The organism is Telmatospirillum sp. J64-1 (genome assembly GCF_006980715.1).
GTDB classification, from domain to species: Bacteria; Pseudomonadota; Alphaproteobacteria; order Rhodospirillales; family Magnetospirillaceae; genus Oleiliquidispirillum; species Oleiliquidispirillum nitrogeniifigens.
The window spans coordinates 333,923-359,886 of sequence record NZ_SBHN01000001.1; the positions used below are offsets into that span (position 1 = coordinate 333,923).

The following is a 25,964-nucleotide window of genomic DNA, read 5'->3' on the forward strand; positions in this document are numbered from 1 at the left end:
AGAACAGAATTATTCAAAAAAGGGAGAAAACACTATGACCAAGTCCAAATGGGTCCTTGCCGCCGCCTTGGTGGCCGCGACCTTCACCGCTCCGGCCCAGGCCCAGGAGCGCCCCCGTTCGCTCACCATCGCAACGGCCTCGGCCGGTGGGGTCTACGCCGTCTATGGCGAGGGCATGGCATCGCTGATCAGTGACGTGGTCGGCATCGCCACCTCGACCCGCCAGACCCAAGGGCCGAACCAGAACCTGGTCCTCATGCAGACCGGCCAGGTCCAGTTGGGCATGGTCACCACCGGCCCGGCTTTCGAGGCCTGGACCGGCGACCTCGAACTCAATCCCGGGGTCGAGCATCGGAACGTGCGGGCGCTGTTCACCATGTATCCGACGCCGTTCCAGATGATCACGCTGAAGGGAACGGGCATCCAGTCGATGAACGATTTCCAGGGCAAGCGCATCGGGGCCGGTCCCCGGGCCGGTACGGGCGGAACCTATTGGCCGCGCTGGATCAACGATCTGGGGATTTCGGCCAATTACCAATACGGCCCGATCGGCGACCAGGCCTCGCAGCTGGCCGACGGCCGTCTCGACGCCATCGTGACCGCCGGCGGCATCCCGCATCCCTCCTTCTCGGAACTGGAGACGACGCAGGACGTCACCATCCTGGGTCTTTCCGACGCGGACATCCAGGGGATCGCCGCGAAGAATCCCTATGCCGTCGAATTCACCATTCCCCAGGACACCTATCGGTCCCTGCAAGGCGACCTGAAGAGCGTGGCGATGTGGAACGTGATGGCGTCTAGCAAGGACCTGCCCGAGGAAGTGGCCTACGAGATCGTCAAGGCGGTCTTCGAGAACCATGACCGCTTGGTCAAGACCCATGCCTCGGCCCGCGACACGGTTCCGGAAAACATCGTCCACAACACCGTGCTGCCGCTCCATCCCGGTGCGGTCCGCTATTACCGGGAAGCGGGCATCGAAATCCCCGAGGGCCTGCTTCCCCCTGAAATGAAGGAGTAAGAGGGCCTATGGCACTCGATCCTATGGAATTCGGCATCCTCTCGGCGACGGAGAGCTATCGTCAGGCAAGGGCGATGTTCTCCGAGCAGACGACGGTGGCGGCCCATTTGCGATTTGAAGCCGCGCTGGCCCGGGCGGAAGCCCGGGCGGGCGTCATTCCCCAGGACGCTGCGGAAAGGATCGAGGCGGCATGCCGCCTCGATCTCATCGACCTCGACCTGCTGCGCAAGGAAGCCGGGATCGTCGGCTATCCCATCGTCCCCCTGGTCCGCCAGCTGGCGCGGCTGAGCGGGGAGGCCGGGGGCTGGGTCCATTGGGGGGCGACGACCCAGGATGTCATGGATTCCGGATTGATGCTGCAGGCCCGCGATGGCCTGGACCTCGTTCTTGAACGCCTCGAATCCGTCTGCGCCAATCTGCGTGACCTCGTCCTCCGTCACCGGGATACGGTGATGGTGGGCCGCTCCAAGATCCAGCACGCGGCCCCGATCACCTTCGGCTACAAGGCGGCCGTCTGGCTGTCGCAGATCGAACGGAGCCGCGACAAGCTGGCCCATCTGCGCCGACACGGCCTGATGCTGCAATTCGGCGGAGCGGTCGGCACCCTGGCCGCCCTGGGCGAGAGCGGACTGAAGGTCCGCAGCCTCCTGGCGGAGGAATTGGGGCTGACCGAACCGCCGATCACCTGGCATGTGGCGCGGGATGCGTTGTCGGACCTCGTCTATGCCCTGGCCATGGTCAACGGCTCCCTGGCGAAGATGGGAATCGACGTCGCCCTGATGATGGCGACCGAGACCGACGAGGTGCGCGAACCCTTCGTCCCCGGACGGGGCACCAGCAGCACCATGCCGCAGAAGCGCAACCCGGTCTTGAGCGAGGCTCTGATCTCCTCGGCCAAGGCGTCGCGGGAAGGCGTTTCCCTGATGCTCGATGCCATGGTGCAGGATCACGAGCGGGCCTCGATGATCGCCCATCTCGAACTCCGCGCCGTGGCCCAGGGCGTGATGCTGGCTGCCGGCGCGGCGGATATCGCCGCGATGCTGACCGGCGGGCTGGAAGTGAATGTCGAGAAGATGCGTACCAATTTCGATGTCACCAAGGGCTTGGTGATGGCGGAAGCGGCCATGATGGGACTGGCGCGCGAGGTCGGGCGCGACAAGGCGCATGAGCTTGTCCATCACGCCTGCCACGAAGCCAGCCGGAACAATGCCCCGCTGCCCGAAACCTTGGCAAAAACCCTGGCGGAATGCCCCGGGATTCCCGCCGCGAGCCTGCGCGACGTCTGGCAACCGGAAAGCTATCTGGGGGTCGGGCGGCAGATGGCCGACCGGGTGCTGGACCGCCAGAAGTAAGGAGCCGCAAGCAGATGAAAACCATCCTCGCCTTCGGAGACAGCCTGACCTGGGGCACCGATCCCGTGGCGGGCGGCCGCCATCGGTTCGAGGACCGCTGGCCCAGCGTGCTGGAAGCCGAACTGGGCGGCGGCTATCGCGTGATTCCCGAAGGACTCAGCGGCCGGACGACCGCCTTCGACGACCTGACGGTCGCCTTCGAGCGCAACGGGGCGAAGGCGTTGCCGATGCTGCTTGCCTCTCACGCGCCGCTGGACCTGATCATCATCATGCTGGGGTCGAACGACCTGAAGGCCTATATCAGCCCGACGGTCCACGGCGCGGCGGCGGGGATGGGGCGGTTGGTCGAGATCGTCCGCAGCTTCCCCTATGCCTGGGGTATGACCGCCCCACGGATCATGATCGTCTCGCCCCCGCATTTCTGTTACCGCGACGGCGGCGAGGGCCCACCGGCGGGCCGTCTGGTTCCCGAATCTCACAAGCTGGCCGCGGCCTACCGCGCGCTCGCCGAGACACGCGGCTGCACATTCTTTGACGCGGCGACGGTCGCAGCGGCTTGTCCCATCGACGGCGTGCATCTCGACGCGGCCAATACGCGGGCCATCGGAAAGGCGCTGGCCGCCCCTGTCCGGGCCCTGCTGGGAGAAACGGCCTGAACCGTGATACGGGCAACCGGCATCACGGTTCAGGTTCATCCATAAGCCTCTTGCCCGGACTCAGTCGATCAGTTGGCCCGATTCCGTGAAGAACGGATGAGGGCCGTCAAAGGCGCCAATATAGGACAGGTGGCTGATCAGCCCTCCGTCCTGTCCCAGGCGGAAGAGCCGGACGGCCGGGGGCTCCATGACGAAGCTGGGGGGCGCTTCGGGGTCGAGGGCCAGGGTGACGGCATGGGCGCCGCTGGGGGCGATGCTGCACGGCACGCCGTTGACAGCGGTCTCGATGGCCCGGTGGACATGGCCGCAGGCGATATGCCGGACCTGTCCATGCCGCCGGCAGATCGCCGTCAGCAGGTCGCCGTCCCTCAGATTCTGCACATCCATGTGGCGGATGCCGGTCAGGAAGGGCGGATGGTGGAGGAAGACCAGCGTCGGGCTTTCCGGCCGCGCCGCCAGGATGTCCTCCAGCCAGCGGCATTGTTCCTGCCCCAGTTCGCCATGGGAGGCGCCGGGCACCGAACTGTCCAACCCCACCAGCCGCAAGGGATGATCCTCGATGGCATAGGCGATGAAGGTCCCACCCTGTCCTTGCAGATAGGCGTGGTCGGGGAAGACCTTGCGCATGCCCTCCCGGCTGTCGTGGTTGCCGGGAACCAGATAATAGGGGCAGCGCAATTCGTCGAGCAGGGGCCGCAGGACCCGGAAATCCTCTTCGCTGCCGCTGTCGGTCAGGTCTCCGCTGCAAATCACGGCATCGATGCGCGGCAGGAACGCATTGATATGGGCCACGGTGCGGCGCAGATAGGAGACGGTATCGACACGGCCATAGGCCAGCCGTCCGCCGGACTTGATATGCGTATCGGTGATTTGGGCCAGGATCATGCCGCCGACTCCTCCGCATTCCCGGAAAGATGGACCATCCCCTCGGGGCGGACGGCGATGCCGCTCCGCTGGCCGGGCGCGACGCGGCGCCGGGACCCGATCTCGACGATCACGGCCTCGCCGTCATCGGTGTGAAGATGCACCCGCTGCCGGTCGCCCAGGAAATGCACCACCTGGATGATTCCCTGTGCCATGCCCTCGCCGGGGGGCACCAGATCGGCATCTTCGGGACGGAAGACCAGGGTGGCATCCTTGTGGCGCAGCCGGTTGGTGGTGCCGATGAAATCGGCCACGAAGGCATTGGCCGGGGCGTGATAGATGTCGCGCGGCGTGCCGATCTGGGCGATGCGCCCGGCGGACATCACCACGATGCGGTCGCCCAGCACCATGGCTTCGGCCTGATCGTGGGTGACATAGACCGCCGTGATGCCGAGGCTGCGCAGCAGGGCGTCGATCTCGCCGCGCAGGCGGTCGCGCAGTCCGGCATCCAGGGCCGTCAGCGGTTCGTCGAGCAGCAGGACGCGCGGCCGGGCGGCGATGGCGCGGGCGAGGGCCACGCGCTGGCGCTGGCCGCCCGACAATTGGTCGATGCGCCGGTCGGCGAGGGCATCGATATGCATCATCGCCAGCATCTCTTCGACCCGCTGCTTCATCGCGGCCTTGTCCATGCGGCGGACCTTCAGCCCATAGGCGACGTTGTCCCAGACCGTCATGTTGGGGAACAGGGCATAGGATTGGAAGACCATGCCGACATTGCGCCGCTCGATGGGCAGATGGGTGACGTCTTCCTCGCCGAACAGTACGCGCCCGCCGCGATCAGGAGCCTCCAGCCCGGCGATGATGCGCAGCAAGGTGGTCTTGCCGCAGCCCGACGGGCCGAGCAGGACGAGGGTTTCCCCCGCCTGGATCGACAGGTCGAGAGGCTCCAGCGCGCGGGTGCCGTCGGCGAAGGTCTTGGCGCAGGAGGTGATGGTGATGGAAGTGGTGGTCGAAGAAGTCATGACGTCATGTCCTTGGCAATCCGGCGCCGGGGGCGGCGGTCGCGTGCGGCCATCTGCATGGCGATCAGCAGCGGCACGATCATCACAAAGAAGACCAGGGTGTAGGCGCTGGCGATCTCCAGCCGCATCGAGGCGTAGGAATCCGCAAGGCCCACCGGCAGGGTCTTGGTCAAAGGCGTGTGCAGCATCCAGGTCAGGTTGAACTCGCCGATGGACAGCGTGACCACCATCAGCGCACCCGCCAGGATGCCGGGCCGGCAATTGGGCACCACCACCGTCAGGAAACGCCGGGAGAAGGACGCGCCCAGGCTGGCGGCGCCTTCCTCCAGCTGACGGATATTGATGCTCAGCATCACCGCCAGCACGGAACGGACCATGAAGGGCAGGGTGAAGAGCACATGGCCGACCAGGATGAACAGCCAGCTCATGCGGAATTCGCGCAGGCCGCCCCAGGTGAGGATCAGGGCCAGGGCGATGGCGAGGCCGGGAATGGCGATGGGCAGGGTGATGGTTTCCTCGATCAGCCGCGCCATCCGACCGCCCCGCATCGCCAGCACATAGGCCGCCGGAATACCGATCAGCGTGGTGACGGCGAGGCAGGCCATGGCGATGCCGAGCGAGCGCCAGATGGTGTCCTGGTACAAGCGCCAGACCTCTTCCACCCAGCGCAGGGTCAGGCCGCTGGAAAGACCGACGAAGAAATTGGCGGTCAGCCCGGCCATCACCGACAGGATCACCGGCACCATCAGGAAAAGGCAGACGGCAAGGGTGAAGCAGAGCTGCAGGAGGAAGAGCGGTTTGCGGGTCATGGCTCTTCTCCTTTACGCCGCTGCGGCCGTGGTCGCGCCGGACAGGCTGCGGGCGATGAACAGGGCGATCCAGGTGACCAGCCCCAGGACCAGCGACAGAGAGGCGGCGCCCGCCACATTCGCGTTCAGGGTGAATTCCGTATAGATGGTCATGGGCAGGACATCGATATTGGTCGCCAGCGCGAAAGCCGTGCCGAAAGCGCCCATGGCGGTGGCGAAGCAGATGGCGCCCGAGGCGATGAGGCCGGGACGCAAGGCGGGCAGGATGATGTCCCGCGTTACCTGCCAGGTGGAGGCGCCGAGCGAACGGGCGGCTTCCAGCAACGCCCCGTCCAGCTTTTCGGCGGCCGCCATGATGGTGAGGATGACGCGGGGAATGCTGAAATACAGATAGCCGACGAACAATCCGGCCAGCGAATAGGCGAAGACCAGCTTCTCGCCCGTGAGCATGCGGGATACATCGCCGACCACGCCCTGGCGTCCGGCCAGCAGGATGATCAGGAAACCGACGACGACACCGGGAAAGGCGAGGGGAAAGGTCAGCAGCGCCAGCAGGACGGAACGGCCCGGGAAGCGGTGGCGGGCCAGGAACAGCCCGGCGATGGTCGAGACGATCAGGGCCGTGGCCGTCACCGAAACCGCCAGCAGCAGGGTCGCGATCATGCTTTGCGTGTGCCGGGGCGTCGTGAGGATGCTGGCATAAGCCGCCAAGCCTTGCGGGCCGGAAGCACCGGCCAGGGCCAACTGGACCATGGGGATCAGGAAGAAGGCGCCGAAAAGGATCATCACCGGCAGAAGCAGGATGAAAAGGCGGGGATAGGGACTGGGCATGAAAAACTCCGGGTGGCCGGGAGGGCGGGGCGCCATGCAAGGCGCCCCGCCGCCGGTACGGCTCACCGCACCTCGTTCAGGTAACGGTCGGAGAAGTCCTGCTGGCCGACGGCCATGGCCGCGTAATCGACCGGCCGGGCGCGTTCATAATCGCTGGCCGGCAGGAAGCGGGCCTGGGCTTCGGGCGACATGGCGCTGGCGCGCACCGGCCGCAGGAAGGCCTCGGCCCACAGCGCCTGTCCCTTGTCCGACAGCACATAGTCGAGAACCTTCTGGCCGTTCTCGGCATTGGGCGCGTTGGCGACCAGGCTCATGACATAGGGCACGACGATCGAGCCTTCCTGGGGAATGACGAAGGCGATGTTGGCGCCGTCCTTGTACTTGGCGCGATAGGCGTTGAAGTCGTAGTCGATCAGGATCGGAATTTCGCCCGACAGGACGCGGGCATAGGAGGTCTGCTTGGGCACGATGGGGTCGTTCCCGGCCAGCCTCTTGAAATAATCGATGGCGGGCGTCCAGTCCTCGAAGCTGCCGCCAAGGGCGGTGTTCACGGCGGTGGCGCCGGCATAGCCGACAAAGGCGCTGGTCGGGTCGAGATAGCCCACCATGCCCCGGTATTCGGGCTTCAGCAGGTCGCCCCAGGACTGGGGAACCGGGCGGCCTTCCAGGGCATCGACATTGACGAAGAAGCCGATCGTGCCGGAATGGATGGTGAACCAGCGGCCTTCGGGATCCTTCAGGCCCTCGGGGATTTCCTCCCAGCCGGCCGGCTTGTAGGGGGCGACGACGCCCTGATCCACCGCCTGGATGCCGAAGGACACGCCGTAATAGACGACATCGGCGACGGGATTGTTGCGCTCGGCGATGAGCTGCGACAGCGACTGGCCGGAATTCTTGTTGTCATGCGGGACGGTCAGGCCGAGATCGGACTTGATGGCCGCCAGTTGGGATGCCCAATCGGCCCATTCGGGGGGGCAATTGTAGCAGATCGCGTCGGCGGCTTGCGCCGTCGTGGCCGCGGCGGTTACCATGAGGGTTGCCCCGGCGACAGCCATTTTCAAAGCGTTCCGAATCATGGTGCATGTTTTCCTTGCTGCACGGAGTGATCGGGCGCCCGGGAGACGGTGGGGGAGGGCTGGCAGGCGTTCCCCACCGTCTCTCCCGAACGCAGGGTGTAAGGCAGAATGACCGGCCCGGCCGGCAAACCGCCGTTCAAGCGGCCGACGAGCTGCCGGGCCGCTTCACGTCCCATCTCGCGGGATGGCTGAACCACCGTCGCCAGCGTGGGATGCATGTGGGCTCCGACGGCGATGCCGTCGAAGCCGAATACGCTGACATCTTCCGGCACCCGCAGGCCCAGGCGTCCCAGGCCGCCGATGACGGAAATCGCCAACATGTCGTTCGAACAGAAAACCGCGCTGGGTGCCCCGGCCTCCGGCGCGAAGAGGGAGGCCAGCGCCCCTTCCAGGTCGTGGGAATCGAAATCGACCTCCAGGACCACAGGGTCCGCCAGCCCCCTTGCCCGGGCACCTGCCAGGAAGCCGTCCCGGCGGGCGGAGGCCCGGTCCGAGGCCGAGAAACGCCCGGAGATCATGGCGAGGCGGTGATGGCCGAAGGAAGCGAAACTCTCCGCCACCATCCTGCCGGCCGTTTCGTTGTCGACGGTCACCGTGGTGGTGCCGGGGCGGCTGGGCTGGTTGTAGACCAGGGCGTAGGGCACGCCGCTGGCATCGAGCAGGTCCAGCGCGGCATTGCGTTCCGGATTGACCACCGTCAGCACCAGCCCGTCCACCCGATAGCGCAGAAGCGCCTCGACCGCCCGGATCTCGTCGTCGGCGTCATAGCCGGAGACGCCGAACAGCAGGGTATAGCCTTCCTGCCGCGTCTCGGTCTCGATCCCTGACACGGTGTCGGCGAAAACGGGATTGGCCAGCGAGGGAATGACCACGCCCAGCATCATGGTCCGCGAGGTCTTGAGGCTGCGGCCGACGATGTTGGGCCTAAAGCCCAGGATCTCGATCGCCTGATGGATACGCTCGGCCGTTTCCGTCCGGACGGCCTTGCTGCCGTTGAGCAGGCGGGAGACCGTCGCGACCGAAACATCGGCATAGGCGGCGACATCACGAATGGTAACCGACATGGCATCCTCAGGCCGTTGATGCCGCCGATCATCGATTCACCGAGGGCCAGTGTAAACGTTTACCTTGTGAATTTTTCAAGACAGGGGCCGCCCCCTTCCTTCCGATGCGGAAGGGTCCTTCCCCGGATGGGATTCAGGCTTCCCTTTGTTTCTGTTACTCTCCTGGCCCAGGATCGGTACGTGGAGGAGTGATGCAGCTGGAAAGATTTTCGACGGTCGGTTTGCTGCTGGGAATCCTGTTCTACGCTTTCTCGCTCACCCCCAGTCTGGTGCCGCGCAACTTCCTCATCCAGGGATATGTCTCGGGGCTTTCGCTGAGCGCGGGCTATGGCCTCGGAGTCGTCGCGGGCTGGCTGTGGTCCTATCTGCAGCTTCCGGTTCCCAACGGGCGCATCGAGCGCATCGCGACGCTGCTGGGACTGGCGGTTTGCACGCTCATCGCCGGTATCTTCCTGTGGCAGGCAAGCGAATGGCAGAATTCGGTGCGGGCGCTGATGGACATGGAGCCGGTGGACGGGGCGCAGCCGCTTTTCGTCGCCCTGGTCGCCCTGCTGGTCTTCGGTGTCTTGCTGACCGTGGGCAAGCTGTTCCGCTGGACCTTCAGGCTGCTCGCGCACCGGCTGCGGCGCTTCATTCCCGAGCGGACCTCGAATGTGATCAGCGTGCTGGCGGCGGCGGCGCTATTCTGGGCGGCCATCGACGGCATCCTGTTCAGCTTCGCCCTGCGCATGGCCGATTCCTCCTACCAGCAGATCAATGCCCGGATCGAGGACAACCTGGCGCGGCCGGAAAATCCCCTGAAGACAGGCAGCCCGGCCTCGCTGGTCGCTTGGCAGAAATTGGGACGGCAGGGACGGGAATTCGTTTCCTCCGGACCGAGCGCGGACGATCTCGCGGCCTTCCTCGGCGAGGAGGCGATGGAGCCGATCCGCGTCTATGTCGGCCTGAATTCGGCCGAGACTCCCCAGGCGCGCGCGCGGTTGGCCCTCGAAGAGCTGCAGCGGGTAGGGGCCTTCGAGCGTTCCGTCCTGGTCCTGGTCACCCCCACCGGCACCGGATGGGTCGATCCGGCCGCCCTGGATACGGTCGAATATCTCCATCGCGGCGATATCGCCAGCGTCGCCGTTCAGTATTCCTATCTGCCCAGCCCGCTATCGCTGCTGATCGAGGCGGAATACGGCGCAGAAACGGCGCGTGCCGTCTTCAGCGCCATCTACGGCTATTGGAGCAGCCTCGCGCCAGAGGCACGCCCCGCTCTCTATCTGCATGGCCTGAGCCTGGGCGCGCTGAACTCGGACCTATCCTTTCACATCTTCGATATCATCGACGACATGCCCCAGGGTGCCCTATGGAGCGGCCCGCCTTTCCGCAGCGAGCTCTGGCGCTCGGCGACGCAGGGCCGCGATCCCGGCTCTCCGGCCTGGCTGCCGCTCTATCGAGGGGGGACGGTCGTCCGCTTCGCCAACCAGGAGACGAGCGCGGCGGATATCGGCGCCCCCTGGGGGCCGTTCCGCATCGTCTATCTGCAATATGCCAGCGACCCCGTGACCTTCTTTGACGCTCTTGCCTTCTACCGAGAGCCCGAATGGATGCGGGAACCGCGCGGACCGGACGTGTCACCGGAATTGCGGTGGTATCCGGTGGTCACCATGCTGCAATTGGCCGTGGACATGATGGCGGGGTCGACGCCCCCGGGCTACGGGCATGATTATGCGGCGGAACATTACATCGATGCCTGGCTTGCCCTGATGGAGCCCGAGGGCTGGACGGAAGAGGATATCAGGCGCCTGAAAGCCCTGTTCGCCTCTGCAAGGGAGAGGTGAGGGGAGGGCTGTTACCAGCCGCTCCCCACTCCCATCAGCGCCATGGCGCCGATGATCGCAAAGGCGGCTGCCGCCAAGCCGTGCACCAGCCTGAGCGGCACTTTCTTGGCGGCGACTTCGCCCAGCAGGACGGCGGGTACGTTGGCAAGCATCATCCCAAGCGTGGTGCCGAGCGTGACCAGCAGGAGATTGTCGAAGCGGGCCGCGAGCGCGACCGTTGCCACCTGGGTCTTGTCGCCGATCTCGACGAAGAAGAAGGCGACGAGGGTGGCGAGGAAGGGGCCGAGATTGCCGAGGAGCCGCGGTTCCTCCTCGATCTTGTCGGGAATCATCATCCAGACGGCCATCGCCAGGAAGGACAGTCCCAGCAGCCAGCGCAGGATCTCACCGCCGAGCCAGGAAGCGATGATCACCCCCAGCCAAGCCGCAAGGGCATGATTGGCGAGCGTGGCGACAAGAATGCCGAGGATGATGGGAACCGGCCTGCGGAAGCGGGCAGCGAGAATGAGCGCAAGTAATTGCGTCTTGTCCCCGATTTCGGCAACTGCCACGACCGGGGTTGAAATCAATAAAGCTTCCATTGAAAAACCATGGGGGCGGGCGGAATGACCATTGGCTCGACGTCCCGCCCAGCCCCCTGGGAAGACGATCGAAGCCAAAGGTCTCGCCAAGCAATTGCCGGAAGCGCCATAGGCCAAGGGCCCAAGTCTGTTGACGCATCCCCCTTTCCAATGAAGGGCGGCTACTCCCCAATGACGGCGCCACCATAGTATCCGTCGAGGGCAATCGCAACCCCTTAAATGGAATTACCTTTTTCTACACGATAGGAAGACATCGGTGCGATTGAGGCGTATGCCCAGGCGATAACCCAGCCAAACCGCCGCCAGCCAGAACAGGACCGACAGGCCGGCATTGAGCCCGGCGAGGGCGAGATCGCCCCGTTCTATGAACAGCAGCGTCTCCAGGCTGAAGAAGGAGAAGGTGGTGAAGCCGCCGCAGAAGCCGGTCATGACGAAATGCCGCGCGGCCGGGCTCGCCGTGATGCAGTCCTCCGGTTCGGTCATGGCGGCATAGAGGCCGATGAGCAGCGAACCGAGAATGTTCACGCCCAGGGTACCCCAGGCGAAGCCGAGGCCGAAGAGCTGGATCATCCCCACCGACGCCAGGCTGCGGGCGACGGAACCGAGCGCCGCGCCCAGGCCGACGGCAAGGAAGAGAGAGGCTTGCTTGGCCATTGCCTAATTCCGCCCGGACAGCGCAAGGGTGATCGCATGGGCCGCGCCCGCTGCCAGCAGGCAGAGCGTCAGCGAAGCGATGACGTTGAGCGCCGCCCGCGAGGATCGACCGGCCCGCAGCAAGGCCAGCGTCTGCAAGGAAAAGGAGGAGACGGTGGTATAGCTGCCGAGGATGCCGACCACCAATCCGACCCACAGCCGGGGATGTTCGATGTGGTGGATTGTCGGGCCGAGAAGCAGCGCCGCCACGATGCCGATCAGCGCCGCGCCGGTGACGTTGACGGTCAGCGTGCCCCAGGGAAAGTCTTCGCCATAACGCCGCGCGATGAGGCCGGAGACCCAGAACCGGGCCATGCCGCCGAGCGCACCGCCGAGTGCGATGAGCGTTATGTCGATCAGCCAGGAAGTCATCCAATGCCGCTGCGCTGCCTTTTTGCCGCCGAATCCGTCCAGGATTGGGGGGTTTCAATAAACTACCGATAAGTGATTGTTATCGGTTATAAAATGGGAAAGAACGCCGAAACGACGGTCTTAGAGACCGGCCGCCTTGGTCAGGTTAACCCGGAAGCGTTCCCGCTGCCGCTGGTATTTCCGCGTCATTTCCGCCGAGGCATGGCCAAGCTGCTTCTGCACATGGCGCTCGTCGGCTTCGGCCGCGGTGGCGAGACCCGCGCGCAAGGAATGGCCGGAGAAGCGGCGCCGCCGCTCTTCCTCCGGCAGGTCGGCGCGGACACCGGCGGCCAAGGCGGTCTTCTTGACCAGGCGCGCGACATGGCGGTCACTGAGCCGATCGAGTCCAATCCGCCTGCCGTCGCGGGAGGTGCGCCGGAACAGCGGGCCATGCTCGATCCGCGCCAGGCGCAGATAGGTGGTCAGCGCCACCACCGGGCAGGTAAGGTCGGAAGAGCCGCGCCCGATTTCCACTTCGCGCCAGCCGGTCTTGCCCTGGATATGCAGCAACAGGCCTTGTTCCAGGATTTCCACCCATCCCCTGCCCTCTTCCGTCTGCTTCGGACCTTGGTCGAGGCCGACGATCTCGCTGCGGCGCAGGCCGCCGGCGAAGCCCAGCAGCAGGATGGCGCGGTCACGCAAGCCGGACAAAGTGTCGCGGTCGAGCTGATCGACCATGCGGATGATATCCTCGCCCAGCACCGCTTCCTTCCGCGACGGCGGACGGCCATGCTTGCGGCGGATGCCGGCCAGCACTTCCTGGATGTGACGATCACTCCGATCGAGCGGCTGGCCGCGCTGGTTGAACCCCCAGACCAGACCAGAAAGACGGCGTTCGATGGTCTTGACGCTGGCCGGTTCCGTCCGCCCTGCCGACGGAGTTGAGGCGCAATGGGCGAGATAAAGGCCGATCGCCTGGGGATCCGGCGGCAAGGGCTCGACCCCGAAACGCGCACACCAGCCAAGATAATGCCGCCAATCCGCCGCATAGGCGCGATTGGTGTTGTCGGCCTTGGCCCCCCGCGCATAGGCCCGCGCCGTTTCGGCCATTTCCTCCAGAGGAGCCAGAACGTCAAAAGGCTCCGCCCGTTCCGGATAGAACCCTTCCCCCATAGCTCTCCCCTCCCCTGCAGGACCGTCATTGCGGGAGAATTTGTAGCACCCCGAGGGCCGTTTAGCTATGTCCGATAATTTATCTCGATGGGCACAATTCAGAAGGGGTGAGGGCGAAACGAACTCTTTCCTTCCCGCCTAGCGCCCATACCGGTCGTCGAGACGGACGATATCGTCCTCGTCGAGATAGCTGCCCGACTGCACCTCGATCAGGCGCAGCGGGATCTTTCCGGGGTTTTCCAGGCGATGGTGGATACCGGCGGGAATGAAGGTCGATTCGTTTTCGTGCAGCAGGAAGGTCTTGTCGCCACAGGTCACACGTGCCGTTCCCTCCACCACCACCCAATGTTCAGCCCGGTGATGGTGATATTGCAGTGATAGGCTGGCGCCGGCCTTGACCAGGATCTGCTTGACCTTGAACCTTTCGCCGACATCGATCTCGGTATAGCTGCCCCAGGGGCGACGCACGAGGGGATGGCGGTCGTGTTCGGCACGCCCGCGCGCCCGCAATTCCTCGACCACCTCCTTGGCCTGGTCGACATGTTCGCGGGCGCTGACCAAGACGGCATCATCGGTGCTGACCACCACCACATCCCGGAGCCCGACCACGGCGACGAAGGGCCCGCCCTCGGACCGTACATAGGAGCCGGAGGTATCGCGCAGCAGGACGTCTCCCACGGCCACATTGCCCGCTTCATCCTTCGCCGAGACGTCCCACAGCGCCTGCCACGATCCAACGTCGCTCCAGCCCATGTCAACCGGCAGCATCGCGCCCTTGTCGGTCCGCTCCATCACCGCCACGTCCACCGACAGGCTGGGCGCCTGGATGAAGTCTCGTTCTCCCAGAGCAAGGAAAACACCACTACCTTGCGCCGCCGTGAAGGCGGACTGGCAGCTTTGCAGGAGCGCTGGGCAGAGATTCTGAAGTTCCGAGAGAAAGAGACGCGCAGGGAAGAGGAAGATCCCGCTGTTCCAGAAATGGCCGCCCTCGGCGAGCAATCTCTTGCTTGTTTCGAGATCGGGCTTCTCGGTGAAACCGTCCATGATGCGGGCGGTGCCTTCATGATCGAGGGGAGCGCCCGCCCGGATATAGCCATAGCCCGTATGTGGTCCTTGGGGAGTGCAGCCGAAAGCGACCAGTCGGCCGGCGGCAGCCACGCGCCGCCCCTTGTCGATGGCCTCCAGGAAAGCCGAACGGTCCGCCACCAGATGATCCGACGGCATGACCAGAAGCAGCGCATCCTCGTCCTCTTCCAATGCCGCCAGGGCGGCGACGGCCACGGCGGGGGCGGTATTGCGTCCCTGCGGCTCCAGGAGGATGCGGCAGGGAGAGATGCCTTCCGAGTCCAGCATCTCGGCGATAGCGGGACCATGGTCCCGGGCGCAGACCACCAGCGGTGCCGCGAAGGTCGCGCCCCGGCTACGTTCGGCGGTCTCGACCAGCATGGCCCGGCCGGAAGCCAAAGGCAGGAATTGCTTGGGCCACATGGCGCGGGACAGCGGCCAGAGCCGGCTGCCGATCCCGCCGGACAGGATCACCGGGCGGATGGGCGGCAAGGGATTGGTCGCCATGGCTATTTCTCACTTTCATCTGGCAGGGAGGGCGAGCGCATGCGCCAAGCGGTCACCACTTCGCCGGTCTCGGTGCGGCCTTGGGCGACCTTCTCGACCCAATCCCCGTCATAGCGGCCATCGAACAGGACCAGACGTACCAGGAAAGAGCGCGCGATGCCGGGGGAAGCGACAAAAACCCGGCCGGCCTCGCCGTCGACGACGACCGCCACATTCGCGCCGTCCGCCTCGGGCGCGAAATCAAGCAGGCGGTCGCGGAGGGCGAGACGGATCAGGCCGGGCCGCAAGCCCAGTGGCTGGCCGTTGCCCGCCCGGGCGTCAAAGACCATGTCTTGCGGCGTGGCCAAATCGAAGGTGAGGGAGCGGAGATGGATACCTTCGGCACTCCGCAGCCCCAGCGGGCAGGTCATTTTCCGCTCGTCGAGGAACGTGCAATCGTGCCAGCCGGTGGACCAGATGACGGCATCGGGGGCGGCGAAGACAGCCTTGGCGAAGTCGCTGTCCGCCTCCCGCGCCTGGGCCAGCAAGGTTTCGAATTGCGGACCCGGCAGGGAGAGACGCGCGGCGATTTGCTCCAGCAGAACCTCATTGCCGCGCAGCACCGCTTCGTTCAGCCAGGCCAGTTCCGGATTCCACAGGCCCGACACCGCCCAGGCCGGTGTTTCCAGCAACTTGTTGGTGGTTACCAGGAGATGTTCGGGCGGCTGGCAATGAAGGCTGTGCAGGATCGCCTCCTGCCGGTCAGGAGACAGCGCCGTCCGTGCCAGACGCGCCTTGCTGGCCGCTTCGTCGTCACGCGCGGCGGAGGTGACGATGGTGAAGGCATCGGCGCGATCCACCCCCGCCGCGACCAGCGCCTCGAAGGGGCGCTGTCCCTCGGGCGATCCGCCGCAGGCCAGAATCCGCAACATGCCTGCGGCCTCGGCCGGATCGGGTGCCGCCAAGGCGCGCCCGACCCAATGAATGCTGCGATAGCGCAGACTGGCCCCGTCCAGGGTCACCTTCCGTTCGGCGAGAAAACTCGCCCAATGACCGTAATCCCACCAGGTGGTGATGATCGCATCGGGCGCGCTGTCCTGGCGGATATGATCCAGCACCCCCGCCCAGGCGGCATTCAGCCTGGGCACCTGGAACTTGGCTTCGTTGATGCTGGGCGCGAGCAGCGGTAGCAGCAAGGCGAGACCGGCGCCAAGCGAGGCCGCGCCCAGCACGGCAGCCTTGTAGCCCCGGCGCAAGGACGCCCCGATGGCTCCCTCGGTGTCCTTCATAAGCGCGGCGAAAGACATGGCGACACCCAGACCCAAAGGCGGCCCCAGCAGCAGGATGTAGCGCTGCCCGTCTTGCGACAGCATCAGGCCGACGAACAGCCAGATCGCTCCGAACAAGGCAAAAGCCGGTGGTGCCGCATTGGCGAAAGCGCGCCAAAGCAGCAGGGCGCAGCTCGTCACCGCCACCATCAGGGCCAGGAGGCGATAGCCCTGCCCCAGTCCCGCATACATCACCACCGCCACGATGAGTGCGAGGACGGCGGCGATGGCGAGACGGCGATAGGGCCGTCCCCGCTCCGGGGTCAGGGCGAGCAGCGGTCCGATCACGCCCAGGATGAAGGCGAGCGGCCCGAAATAATGCACCATCTGGCGGATCGGCACGTTCTGCAATTCGCCGACGAAAGCGAAGGGATTGGGATCCGGCGCATTGTCCAGGACCACGCTCCGAGCACCGAGGCCCAGCGCATTGGTGATATCGGTCAGGGTCTCGCCCCAGTCGATGCCCGCCTGCAACAGGGTGGCGACCGCCAGAAGCCCCAGGACCAGTGCCGCCAAGGCCCGCCCGGAACGGGCCGTAAGGTACTGGCTCTGGCCGGAGGCGAGACGGGCGATCACGCTCCACGCCAGCAGGCCGATCAATCCGGAAAGGAAGATGGCGGCGAAGAGATGCCAACCGCCCCAACCGGCCGCGAGCAACCCCAGCAGCCCCCCGGCGCCCAGGGCTGCCGCCACCTGTCCGGCGGGCGTGGCCCGATCGAGCGCAAAACTCAGCAGGAAAAGGGTGAACAGGGGAAGCAGCACCACCCAGACGTCGTTGTCGCCGCCCAGGCTGCGGCCCAGCACCGGCAGGCAGAGCAGGATCGCGGCCGTTCCAAGCATCGCGGCGAAGCCCGCCGTCAGGCTGCCGCCGCCCTGGTGACGCATGATCAGGCGCTGAAGCGACAGGAACACCAGCGGCACCGCCAGCAGCATCATGAGCGTCGGCAGCAATTCGGCCGTCACCATCAAGGGAAGGTCGGGCCAGAAAGGAGTGAGCAGCCGATGCAGGCCCGCGATGGCATAAGGATGGGGCGAGAAGGGCTTTTCCATCACCCGGCCCAAGGGCGCATCGACCAAGTGATCGAGGCATTGCCCGTTGACGACGGAGGGACAGGCCGAACCATGCTGGAGGATGTTGCGCGCCTGGCGCAGGAAATAATAATCGTCGTCGCCGCCCAGGAAGAGGTGACGCTTGCCGTCGGGCGTGGCGAAGGAAACGTCCTGATGGAACAGCCTCCGCAGGTCGGCCCGCACTTCGTCGACCACCTGGCGGTTGTCGTTCAACAATGCCTGCAGCACTGCTTCGCGCTGCGCCGGCGGCAGTCGCGGATCGATCTGTGCATCCACCTGGGCACGCGCGCTGGCCTCGGCCCATTGATCGGCGGCCACCAGATCCTGGGGCAACAACCGGATCCACAGCATCAGCGCGGCCAGCAGTAAGATTGCCGTGAAGGTGAATACTCGACCCAAGGTCGCGCTTCGATGGTCGTTCATCTTTTCCTGGAAGCCGACGGCATTGATCCTGTATCACGCTCTTCGCGGCCGAGGACACTCTTGCCACATCCCGCCGCGTTATCCAACTACGGAAGCAGTCAAGGCGGGAATCAGATGACAGTGCCGCAGAACGACCAGCCCCTGCGCCGGATCGGCCGGGAACCGCCGGGGCTGGCCGGGCAGATCAAGGAGGCAATGACGGCAGGCGGCGTGCTGCGCGGCTTGGTCGAGCGGGATTTCCGGCTACGCTACAAGCAGGCCATTCTGGGACCGGCCTGGGTGGTATTGCAGCCCCTGCTCGGCGCTCTGGTCTTTACCCTCGTCTTCTCCGCCGTAACCCGCCCCCATCTCGCCGGGGAGACCCCCTATGTCCTTTTCGCCTTCTGCGGCCTGCTGCTCTGGCAATATCTCGCGCGCGTGGTCACCGATGGCGCCGCCAGCCTGGTGGTTAATGCCGACCTTGTCGCCCGTCTCTATATTCCGCGCCTGCTGATCCCGCTGACCGTCACGCTGTCGGCCTCGCTGGATCTGCTGGCCGGACTGGTGGTCCTGTTGGCCTATTGCCTGCTCCTGGGGCAGCCCATCGGCTTGAACATCCTCGCGCTGCCGCTCGCCATCCTGATGGCCGGGCTTCTGGCTTTCGGGCTGTCCTTGTGGATGGCGCCGCTCGAGGCGCTGTACCGCGATGTCTCGCGCGTCATTCCGGTGGCCGTGCAATTGCTGATGTTCCTCGCCCCCGTCGTCTATCCGTTGTCCATGGTGCCGGAGGAATGGCAATGGCTGGTGGCCCTCAATCCGGCGACGGCGATCCTCGACCTAGGCCGGCATGCCGTGCTCGGCCTGCCGGGGCCGGATCCCCTCGGCCTCGTCAGCTGGGCCGTCGTTACGTCGATCCTGGTCTTCGGCGGGCTATGGCTCTTTCGTCGGCTCGAGGATCTGGTGGTCGAATGGGTGTGATCACCATCCAGGCGCATGGCCTGGGCAAGCGCTTCCAGCGCAGCGCCTCGCCCGGCGCCGGATCGCTCAAGGAAGCCCTGCACCGCCGCCTCAATCCTCGTGCGACCAGGGAGGATGCAGGATTCTGGGGACTGCGGGAGCTGAGCGTCGAAATCAGACAGGGCGAGGTGGTGGGACTGATCGGCGCCAATGGCGCGGGCAAGTCCACCTTCCTGAAGATGATCGCCGGCATCATGCGGCCCAACGAGGGTGCGTTGTCCGTACGCGGCCGCGTCGGGCCGCTGCTGCAGGAAGGAACCGGCTTCCACCACGACCTGACGGCGCGGGAGAATCTGTTCCTGCGTGGCGCGCTGCTGGGCATGACCCGACGCCAGACGGCCGAGCGGATGGACCGGATCGTTGCCTTCGCCGACGGGCAGGACATGCTGGACCAGCCGGTCAAGCGCCTGTCCACAGGGGCGCGGATGCGTCTCGCCTGGTCGGTGGCGGTTCATGCCGCCCCCGACATCTATCTGGTGGACGAAGTCCTGGCCGTGGTCGATGCCGCCTTCCGCAATCGTTGCGTCGACCATATCCGCCGCCAGCAGGACCGGCCGCATACGGCGCTCATCGTCTCGCACGATCTGTCGATCCTTGAGGAAGCCTGTAACCGCATCCTGTGGCTTGATAAGGGGCGTCTGCGGGGGGACAGCCGCGACGTCGCAGGCATGCTGCGGGAATACCGCGCGTTATCCTAAGCCGAGACGGCGGGCACAGGCATCGACGATGGCTTCGGCGGCGGCATCCCCTTGCGGGACTGTCTTCCCGTCCCGGCCCCTGCCGTCCAGCATGCCGGCAAGCCGCCGTGCCTCGCGGTCCTCGTCCCAGTCGGCCTCCCTCACCCAGGGATGGCCGGTCGCCGCCGAGAAGGCGGCGGCATTGAAATCCTGATGACCATCGGCGACCGCCGCGACCGGCACCACCATCACCGGCAGGCCTCTGGCCTGGACTTCGGCCAAGGTGCTGGCTCCGGCGGCGCAGATAGCGGCATCGGCCCAGGCCCAGGCGGCGGGCATGTCGTCGAGGAAGGCCTCGACACGGGCGGCGATGCCCCGGGCCGCATAGGCGGCGGCGACGGCGCCTTCCTGGCCCCGGCCTGCCTGATGCAGAATGTCCAGAGCCATACCACCGCTCTTTAGCCTGGCCGCGAGCGGTGGCAGGACGCGATTGAGGAAAGCGCTGCCCAACGAGCCGCCGGTAACCAGCAGCCGCCATGTCGGATGATTGCCGATCCGCCGCGCCGCCGCCGCCTCGATGACGCCCCGCCGGACCGGAAGGCCCACCGCCAAGGCATCTTCCCAGCCCTTCTGTCCGCAGGTCTCGGCCCAGTTGACGAAACGGAGGTCGACATGACGGGCCAGCCGGCGGTTGGTCAGTCCGGGCAGGACATTCGCCTCGTAGATGGCGGTGGGCAGGCCGAGGCTGCGGCCGCCGAGCAGAATGCCGGCCGTGGCATAGGCACCGAATCCCAGGACCAGCGCGGCTTTCTCCCGCCGCAAGACGCGCCGTGCGGCGATCATGCCGCCCAGGACGGCGCCATAGCTTGCCAGCCGACCGAAGACCCCGGTCACGCCATGAAGGGGGCGTCCCGGAACGCCGTGCAAGACATGGCCGAGGCGGTCCAGCAAATCCGCTTCGAATCCCCCCTTCTCGCCCAGGAACAGCGGCACCGATCCAGGGAAACGGCGCTCCCAGGCTTCGGCCACCGCCAGCATCGGCATGACATGACCGGCCGTATATCCCCCGGCCAGCGCGATCTTGGGGAAACCGGTTTTTGAGCTTGTCACGGGGAAACGGCCTGCTAAACCTGCTTATACCAAAGGGGATAGTAGCGATGGCGGCGGGGCGAATGGAAGGCAAAAGGGTGGTGGTCGTGGTGCTGGGGGATCTGGCCCAAAGCCCCCGCATGGTGGCCCATGTCCGCTCGCTCTGCCAAGCGGGCGCCAGTGTCAGCCTAGTCGGCTATATCGCCGATGCGGCCCTGCCCGACCTGCCCGCGACAGTCGACCTGAATGCTATCGGCGGCCCGGGAACCTCGCGTTGGCGCGACCTGCCGCGCCTGGCCTATCTGCCGCTGGCCGGGCTGCGGGCCGGCATAATGACCCTGCGCCTGCGCAGGGTGCTGCGCCGGGCCTTCCACAATGCCGACATGGCGCTGATCCAGGTGCCGCCGGCGGTGCCGGCGCTGCCGCTTGCGCTGGCCGAGGCGCGGCGGGCCGGCATCGGCGTCGTGATCGATTGGCACAACCTGTCCCATGCCATGCTCGCCCTGCGCTTGGGGCGGGACCATCGCCTGGTTGGGTTGCTGCGTCGCCTCGAAGGACATTTCGGACGTCAAGCCGCCGGCCATCTGGCGGTCACGCCGGTCCTTGCCAGCAGGCTGGAAGAGCTTTGGCAGATCGAGGGGGCGGCAATGCTTCCCGACCGGCCGGCGCGGGTCGAGGCACCGCTGGAAGGAAGCGAACGGACGGCCGCGCTGGCCCGCCTGCTGGCCGTCCTGGGCGGCGATCCCGCTTTCCGGCCCCACCGGGTCCTGGTCAGCCCGACAAGCTGGAGCCTGGATGAAGAGATGGACATGCTGCTCGATGCCCTGGGCCGACTCGGAGCGGACGGCAAACCGATCCTGTTGATCGCTACCGGCCGGGGACCGGGGCGCGAGGCCTTCCTGCGGCGGGCGGCGGTATTGCAGGGTGCCCATCTGCATATCGTGACGGGATGGCTGAGCGAGGAGGATTTCAGGCTTTCGCTGCGCGCCGCCGATCTCGGCATCTCGTTGCACCGCTCCGCCTCCCAAGCTGATTTCCCGATGAAGATCAGCGACATGGTCGGGGCTGGCCTGCCGGTCCTGGCTCTCGACTACGGACCGGGATTGCGCGCCGGCCTGCCGCCTGCCCCGGCGGCCGAGACCTTCACCGATGCCGAAGGGCTGGCTGCCCATCTGCGGGTCCTGGGCACGGATGCCGCCCTGGCCGAGGCCCGGTCCGCCGCGAGACTTCTGGGCGGCCCCTGGAACGAGACTTGGGACCAAGCCTGGACGCGCCAGGCCCGTCCGGTCTTCACCTCCGTCATGGAGAAAGGATGACGATGAAACAGGCCTTGCTGATCGCTCCCTCCTTCGACGGACCCGGCGGCGGAACCTGTGTCGCCGCCTGGGCCTTGCAGGGCCTGCGGGCGGAGTATCAGGTAACCTTGCTGGCGTGGGAGAAGCCGGATTTCGCCCTGATGAACGACCGTTTCGGCACCAATGTCCCCCCGGACGGTGCCGGAGTGGTGCTGGTGCCGCGCTGGCTGGGCCGCCTGCTGGATCTCATCCCGTTCCGTCTGGCCCTGCTGCGCCGGTCCATCCTGCAGAGCTTCGCCCGCCGGCTGTTGCGCGAGCGCGACTTCGATGTGGTGGCGAGCGCGGAGAACGAGATGGATGTGGGACGGCGCATGGTACAATACGTCCACTTCCCTTGGGCCGCCTATCCGCGCCCTGGACACGATCTGCGATGGTATCACCCCAAACCCTTGGTCTGGCTCTATCGCAGCATCGTCATTGCCTTGTTCGGCGATGCGCGCAAGTCGATCCGTACCAATCTGACGCTGGTCAATTCCGCCTGGACGGGGCGGTATTATCAGGAATGGTATGATGGCGCGCCCTGCCAAGTGCTCTATCCGCCGGCACCGGTTGCCCCCTCCAACCAGGATTGGGAGGAACGGCGCGACAGCTTCATCTGCCTGGGACGTTTCGCCCCCGAGAAACGCATTCTCGAAATGATCGCGGTGCTGCGCCAGGTCCGCCGGCGCGGTTTCGACATCACCATGGATATCTGCGGCCAGATCGGTGACGCGGCTTATTACCGCAAGGTTTGCGCGGCGGCCGAGGCCGAAGGGGAATGGGTCAGGGTTCATCTCGATCTGCCCCGCTCCGCGCTGATCGAACTGATCACCAAATGCCGTTACGGCATCCACGGCATGGTCGGCGAACATTTCGGCATCGCCATCGCCGAAATCATCCGGCGCGGCTGCCTGTGCTTCGCCAACCGGGACGGCGGGCCGGCGGAAATCCTCGGCGACGGCCGGCTGCTGTTTGATGACGACGCCATGGCGATTGAGCGCATCTGTGCCGTATTGGCTGACCAGAATCTGCAGGACGATCTGCGCGAGAAGGTAGAACAGCAATCGAGACTATTCTCGCCAAAGAGTTTCATGTCGGGATTTTTAACCAGTTGTAAGTTTATTTCAGAAGAAAAGTAGTTTCGTCACAATCCGTCACAATTACTCCCGTTGCGCTTGGTCGAGCACCCAAATATCATCTTTCCACTTGCCGACAGAAGGTCGGTTCGTAAGGGGGAAGTTTTATGAGATTTGGATTGAGGGGGGGAGCGCCCGTCAAATACGGCGTGGCGTTCGGTGGCGCCGTGGTGTTGGCCGCAGCGATGGCGCCGGATACGGCCATGTCCCAGGCATCGCAGCCTGCCGTGTGCACGCCCTCAGGCAGCCAACTTCACTGCACTGACGGCACCTTCGAAGGCTCTGCCAACATTGTGCGGATGCAAGGCAATGGCAGCCTGATCATGCTAGGGAATGCCAGCGTCAATAGATTGTTGATTGATACTGGCAATGCCATCGCCACCTCCGACTTCATGGCGTCATATGTAGCAGTCTCTGCCGGGACCAACATTACCTTCGACCAGGACACGGACGGGACGTTCTCCGGCACCGTGATGAGTGGCGGAAAGCTGGTGAAGGATGGCAGCGGCGCCCTCACCCTCAGCGGGAACAACAGCTATTCCGGCGGCACCGACATCCTGAACGGGCGCCTGATCGGCAGCACCTTCAGCCTCAAGAACGATTTCGCCATCAGCGGTGGAGCCGAACTCGAATTCCACCAAAACGACGACGGCACCCATGCAGGCCAGATCACGGGCGACGGCACGCTGATCAAGAGCGGCATTGGACGCCTGCTGCTGACCGGCAACAACAGCTATTCCGGTGGAACGGCGGTTCATGAAGGCATCCTGGCTGGCGATACCAACGCGCTGAGAGGCGCTATCGCCGTCAATTCCGGCGCTGCCGTCGAATTCCACCAAAACGACGACGGTACCCATGCAGGCCAGATCACGGGCGACGGCACGCTGATCAAGAGCGGCATTGGACGCCTGCTGCTGACCGGCAACAACAGCTATTCCGGTGGAACGCAGATTCAACAAGGGATCTTGGTTGGCGATACCAACGCGCTGCAAGGCGCGATCGCCATCAATTCTGGCGCTGCCGTCGAATTCCACCAAAACGACGGCGGCACCCATACAGGCCAGATCACGGGCGACGGCACGCTGATCAAGAGCGGCACCGGGCGCCTGCTGCTCACCGGCAACAACAGCTATTCCGGCAGCACCCAAGTGGAACAGGGCACGCTCGCCGGCGACTCCACCTCGCTGCAAGGAGTCATCGACGTTGCTTCTGGCGCCAATGTTGAATTCGCCCAGACGCAGGACGGAACGTTCAACGGCAGCCTTATGGGCAACGGCAGTCTCCTCAAGACCGGGGATGGGCTGTTGACCCTGGCCGGTAACGTCTCGTTGCTTGGCAATGTCAGCATCATGGGCGGTGAGTTGCTGACTGCCGGCCCCATGATGGCTCCCCTCAACGCCCAAATCGCCGCGGGTGCCCGATTGTCAGGTCAAGGGCAATTCGGTCAGTTGATGATCGCCGGCACCTTCGCCCCACGCGACTTTGGCGGCGTCACCGCACACAGTCTTGCGTTCATGCCTGGAGGCTTCTACGAAATCCGCGTAGACGAGACTGGGGCCAGGGATCACGTGACGGTGGCTGGCGCGGCGATTCTGAACAATGCCACGCTTCGCGTCCTTCCCCTGCCCGGCCAATACGCCAATGGCAGTGTCACGACGACGATCCTCAGTGCCAATCAGGTGGTCGGAACCTTCGGCAACACCAGCATCGACAGCGCTACCTTCCGCGGCTCGCTCGCCTATAGCGGCCATGACGTCACCCTGACTCTCGAACAAATCCGTGCTCTTCGTGAAGCAGTGACGCGGCACTCGAACCGGGGTCCGGCGGCTGCCCTCGACGACATGTCCGAAACGGCAACGGGGGAAATGGCGGCCTTGCTCCAGGAATTGTATGCGCTTGACCAGAAGGACCTGGACCAGGCGATGCATGTCCTGTCCGGCGCCGATAGCAGCAGCACCGCCGCCATGAGCAGTGCCTCGACGGCGGCTCTGACCGGCGGCATCGCTCAGCGCATGGCCGATCTCCGCTTTGGTTCCGCTGGCGGCGGCAGCGGTAATTCGTTGCTGACCCAGTTGGCCTTCTCCGGTGGCAATAGTGCTGCGGCCCTCGACAGGCTGATGGCTCTGGGCCAGGACGGCGAGGACATCCAGCAGCAGTCATTCCTCGGTTTGGGTTCAGGCCCTTCACAGGGCGCAAGGCCCGGACTTTGGGTGCGTGGCGTGGCGGGCTGGGGCTCGCGGGATGCCGATTCCCAATTCAGCCGCCAGACCTACGACATGCAGGGCCTGATCGTCGGCACCGATACGCAATGGAACGAAAACCTGACCCTCGGTGTGGCGTTCGGTCTGGCCAATGGCGACAGCAAGACCTCCGACGGCTCGCTCAAGGGTTCCAATACCACCGTCTTCGCCTCGGGCTATGGTGGTTGGAGCCAGGGTGACTGGCGGATCGACGGGTCGCTCGGCCTTGCCCGTCACGATCTGGAGAGCACGCGACACATTCAGGCCGGCGGCCTCGCCCTGACGGCAAAGGGCGACCACCTGGGCTATGAAGTGATCGGCGATATCGGCACCTCCTATCGCATTGCCCTCGATCATTTCACGCTCGAACCCTTGGCCGGCCTGTCGCTGAGCCATCTGTGGGAAGAAGGCTGGACGGAACGAGGCGCCGGGGCGGCCAACCTGCGGATGGACAGCACGACTCGCTTCAGTGCCACCAGCCGTCTTGGCGCCGGCCTGTGGCGGAGCTTCGATATCGGCTCGGGCTATACCTTTATTCCTCATGCCGAAGCCATGTGGCTGCGAGCTCTGGCAGACAGAGACGTCGACCTAGTGGCGGGCTTCGCTCAGGCGGGGAGTTCGACTTGGCAGGTCGCAGGTCGTCGCGATCCCCTCGACACGGCCATGTTTGGCCTCTCGGCAACGCTCGAAGGCAGGGACATGTCTTTCTCTGCCGGCTGGGCAGGCCGCTTCGGCGAAGACAGCACCGATCATGCGATCCGGCTGCGTGCCGGCCTGACCTGGTAAAACCATCTTGATCAGGTCGA

General features: G+C 65.3%; 22 protein-coding genes and 1 riboswitch. Of the genes, 9 read left to right on the forward strand and 13 right to left on the reverse strand.

From position 1 onward, the window contains the following. The first annotated feature begins 34 nt into the window (after positions 1–34). Genes EPD66_RS01525 through EPD66_RS01535 form a run of 3 tightly spaced genes read left to right on the forward strand, consistent with a single transcriptional unit; the run spans position 35 to position 3,026 of the window. Positions 35–1,018, forward strand: coding sequence for a TAXI family TRAP transporter solute-binding subunit (locus EPD66_RS01525; RefSeq protein WP_142846675.1), 984 nt, complete (start codon positions 35–37; stop codon positions 1,016–1,018). 8 nt (positions 1,019–1,026) lie between these two features. Next, positions 1,027–2,370: an adenylosuccinate lyase family protein gene (locus EPD66_RS01530; RefSeq protein ID WP_142846677.1), complete on the forward strand. Its 1,344-nt coding sequence runs from the start codon at positions 1,027–1,029 to the stop codon at positions 2,368–2,370. A gap of 14 nt (positions 2,371–2,384) precedes the next feature. Beyond that, positions 2,385–3,026, forward strand: a complete 642-nt coding sequence (locus EPD66_RS01535) for an SGNH/GDSL hydrolase family protein (protein WP_142846679.1) — start codon at positions 2,385–2,387, stop codon at positions 3,024–3,026. A gap of 60 nt (positions 3,027–3,086) precedes the next feature. On the opposite strand, the gene EPD66_RS01540 is transcribed toward EPD66_RS01535, so the two are convergent. From EPD66_RS01540 to EPD66_RS01565, 6 genes are all read right to left on the reverse strand, one after another. Next, positions 3,087–3,911, reverse strand: a complete 825-nt coding sequence (locus EPD66_RS01540) for a phosphodiesterase (protein ID WP_142846681.1) — start codon at positions 3,909–3,911, stop codon at positions 3,087–3,089. Continuing rightward, on the reverse strand, positions 3,908–4,912 hold the full coding sequence (locus tag EPD66_RS24780) for an ABC transporter ATP-binding protein (protein ID WP_142846683.1): 1,005 nt from the start codon (positions 4,910–4,912) through the stop codon (positions 3,908–3,910). The genes EPD66_RS01540 and EPD66_RS24780 overlap by 4 nt, the downstream gene beginning before the upstream one ends. Continuing rightward, positions 4,909–5,721 (reverse strand): ABC transporter permease, encoded by an 813-nt coding sequence (locus EPD66_RS01550; RefSeq protein ID WP_142846685.1) that lies wholly within the window; start codon positions 5,719–5,721, stop codon positions 4,909–4,911. The genes EPD66_RS24780 and EPD66_RS01550 overlap by 4 nt, the downstream gene beginning before the upstream one ends. Positions 5,722–5,733: 12 nt before the next feature. Next, positions 5,734–6,552 carry an ABC transporter permease gene (locus EPD66_RS01555; RefSeq protein ID WP_142846687.1) on the reverse strand — a complete coding sequence of 273 codons (819 nt, stop codon included), beginning with the start codon at positions 6,550–6,552 and terminating at the stop codon, positions 5,734–5,736. Between the two features lie 62 nt (positions 6,553–6,614). After that, positions 6,615–7,628 carry an ABC transporter substrate-binding protein gene (locus EPD66_RS01560; protein ID WP_142846689.1) on the reverse strand — a complete coding sequence of 338 codons (1,014 nt, stop codon included), beginning with the start codon at positions 7,626–7,628 and terminating at the stop codon, positions 6,615–6,617. Further along, complete coding sequence (locus EPD66_RS01565; RefSeq protein ID WP_142846691.1) at positions 7,625–8,692, reverse strand: LacI family DNA-binding transcriptional regulator; 1,068 nt, start codon at positions 8,690–8,692, stop codon at positions 7,625–7,627. Before EPD66_RS01565 ends, EPD66_RS01560 begins: the two co-directional genes overlap by 4 nt. 191 nt (positions 8,693–8,883) lie before the next feature. On the opposite strand from EPD66_RS01565, the gene EPD66_RS01570 reads away from it, so the two are divergent. Beyond that, complete coding sequence (locus EPD66_RS01570; RefSeq protein ID WP_142846692.1) at positions 8,884–10,515, forward strand: alpha/beta-hydrolase family protein; 1,632 nt, start codon at positions 8,884–8,886, stop codon at positions 10,513–10,515. 11 nt (positions 10,516–10,526) lie between these two features. Here EPD66_RS01570 and EPD66_RS01575 read toward each other — a convergent pair whose 3' ends face one another. The 6 genes from EPD66_RS01575 to EPD66_RS01600 all read right to left on the reverse strand — a co-directional run bounded on the left by EPD66_RS01575 (position 10,527) and on the right by EPD66_RS01600 (position 17,686). After that, positions 10,527–11,096: a TMEM165/GDT1 family protein gene (locus EPD66_RS01575; protein ID WP_142846843.1), complete on the reverse strand. Its 570-nt coding sequence runs from the start codon at positions 11,094–11,096 to the stop codon at positions 10,527–10,529. Positions 11,097–11,098: 2 nt separating this feature from the next. Next, positions 11,099–11,286, reverse strand: a riboswitch (yybP-ykoY riboswitch). Positions 11,287–11,321: 35 nt separating this feature from the next. Next, positions 11,322–11,750: a CrcB family protein gene (locus tag EPD66_RS01580; protein ID WP_142846694.1), complete on the reverse strand. Its 429-nt coding sequence runs from the start codon at positions 11,748–11,750 to the stop codon at positions 11,322–11,324. Positions 11,751–11,753: 3 nt separating this feature from the next. Then, positions 11,754–12,161, reverse strand: coding sequence for a fluoride efflux transporter CrcB (crcB, locus tag EPD66_RS01585; RefSeq protein WP_142846696.1), 408 nt, complete (start codon positions 12,159–12,161; stop codon positions 11,754–11,756). A 120-nt stretch (positions 12,162–12,281) separates the two neighbouring features. Then, complete coding sequence (locus EPD66_RS01590; protein WP_142846698.1) at positions 12,282–13,313, reverse strand: site-specific integrase; 1,032 nt, start codon at positions 13,311–13,313, stop codon at positions 12,282–12,284. Between the two features lie 138 nt (positions 13,314–13,451). Then, positions 13,452–14,885 (reverse strand): mannose-1-phosphate guanylyltransferase/mannose-6-phosphate isomerase, encoded by a 1,434-nt coding sequence (locus EPD66_RS01595; protein ID WP_142846699.1) that lies wholly within the window; start codon positions 14,883–14,885, stop codon positions 13,452–13,454. A gap of 2 nt (positions 14,886–14,887) precedes the next feature. Next, positions 14,888–17,686, reverse strand: a complete 2,799-nt coding sequence (locus tag EPD66_RS01600; protein ID WP_142846701.1) for an STT3 domain-containing protein — start codon at positions 17,684–17,686, stop codon at positions 14,888–14,890. 114 nt (positions 17,687–17,800) lie between these two features. Here EPD66_RS01600 and EPD66_RS01605 point away from each other — a divergent pair, with 114 nt between their 5' ends. Continuing rightward, on the forward strand, positions 17,801–18,643 hold the full coding sequence (locus EPD66_RS01605; protein WP_185961194.1) for an ABC transporter permease: 843 nt from the start codon (positions 17,801–17,803) through the stop codon (positions 18,641–18,643). Continuing rightward, on the forward strand, positions 18,634–19,380 hold the full coding sequence (locus tag EPD66_RS01610; RefSeq protein ID WP_185961195.1) for an ABC transporter ATP-binding protein: 747 nt from the start codon (positions 18,634–18,636) through the stop codon (positions 19,378–19,380). The genes EPD66_RS01605 and EPD66_RS01610 overlap by 10 nt, the downstream gene beginning before the upstream one ends. On the opposite strand, the gene EPD66_RS01615 is transcribed toward EPD66_RS01610, so the two are convergent. Then, positions 19,372–20,469, reverse strand: coding sequence for a glycosyltransferase (locus EPD66_RS01615; RefSeq protein ID WP_142846706.1), 1,098 nt, complete (start codon positions 20,467–20,469; stop codon positions 19,372–19,374). The two genes, EPD66_RS01610 and EPD66_RS01615, sit on opposite strands and share 9 nt — an antisense overlap. A 62-nt stretch (positions 20,470–20,531) precedes the next feature. Between EPD66_RS01615 and EPD66_RS01620 the strand changes: the two genes are divergently transcribed. The 3 genes from EPD66_RS01620 (at position 20,532) to EPD66_RS01630 (ending at position 25,944) form a co-directional block, all read left to right on the forward strand. Further along, the gene (locus tag EPD66_RS01620; RefSeq protein WP_185961196.1) at positions 20,532–21,764 is read left to right on the forward strand and encodes a glycosyltransferase; all 1,233 of its coding nucleotides are present in this window, start codon (positions 20,532–20,534) and stop codon (positions 21,762–21,764) included. Next, a complete protein-coding gene (locus EPD66_RS01625; RefSeq protein WP_142846709.1) occupies positions 21,761–22,921 on the forward strand; it encodes a glycosyltransferase family 4 protein in 1,161 nt (386 codons plus the stop codon). The genes EPD66_RS01620 and EPD66_RS01625 overlap by 4 nt, the downstream gene beginning before the upstream one ends. A 200-nt stretch (positions 22,922–23,121) precedes the next feature. After that, positions 23,122–25,944 (forward strand): autotransporter outer membrane beta-barrel domain-containing protein, encoded by a 2,823-nt coding sequence (locus tag EPD66_RS01630; RefSeq protein WP_185961197.1) that lies wholly within the window; start codon positions 23,122–23,124, stop codon positions 25,942–25,944. The last annotated feature ends 20 nt before the right edge of the window (positions 25,945–25,964 follow it).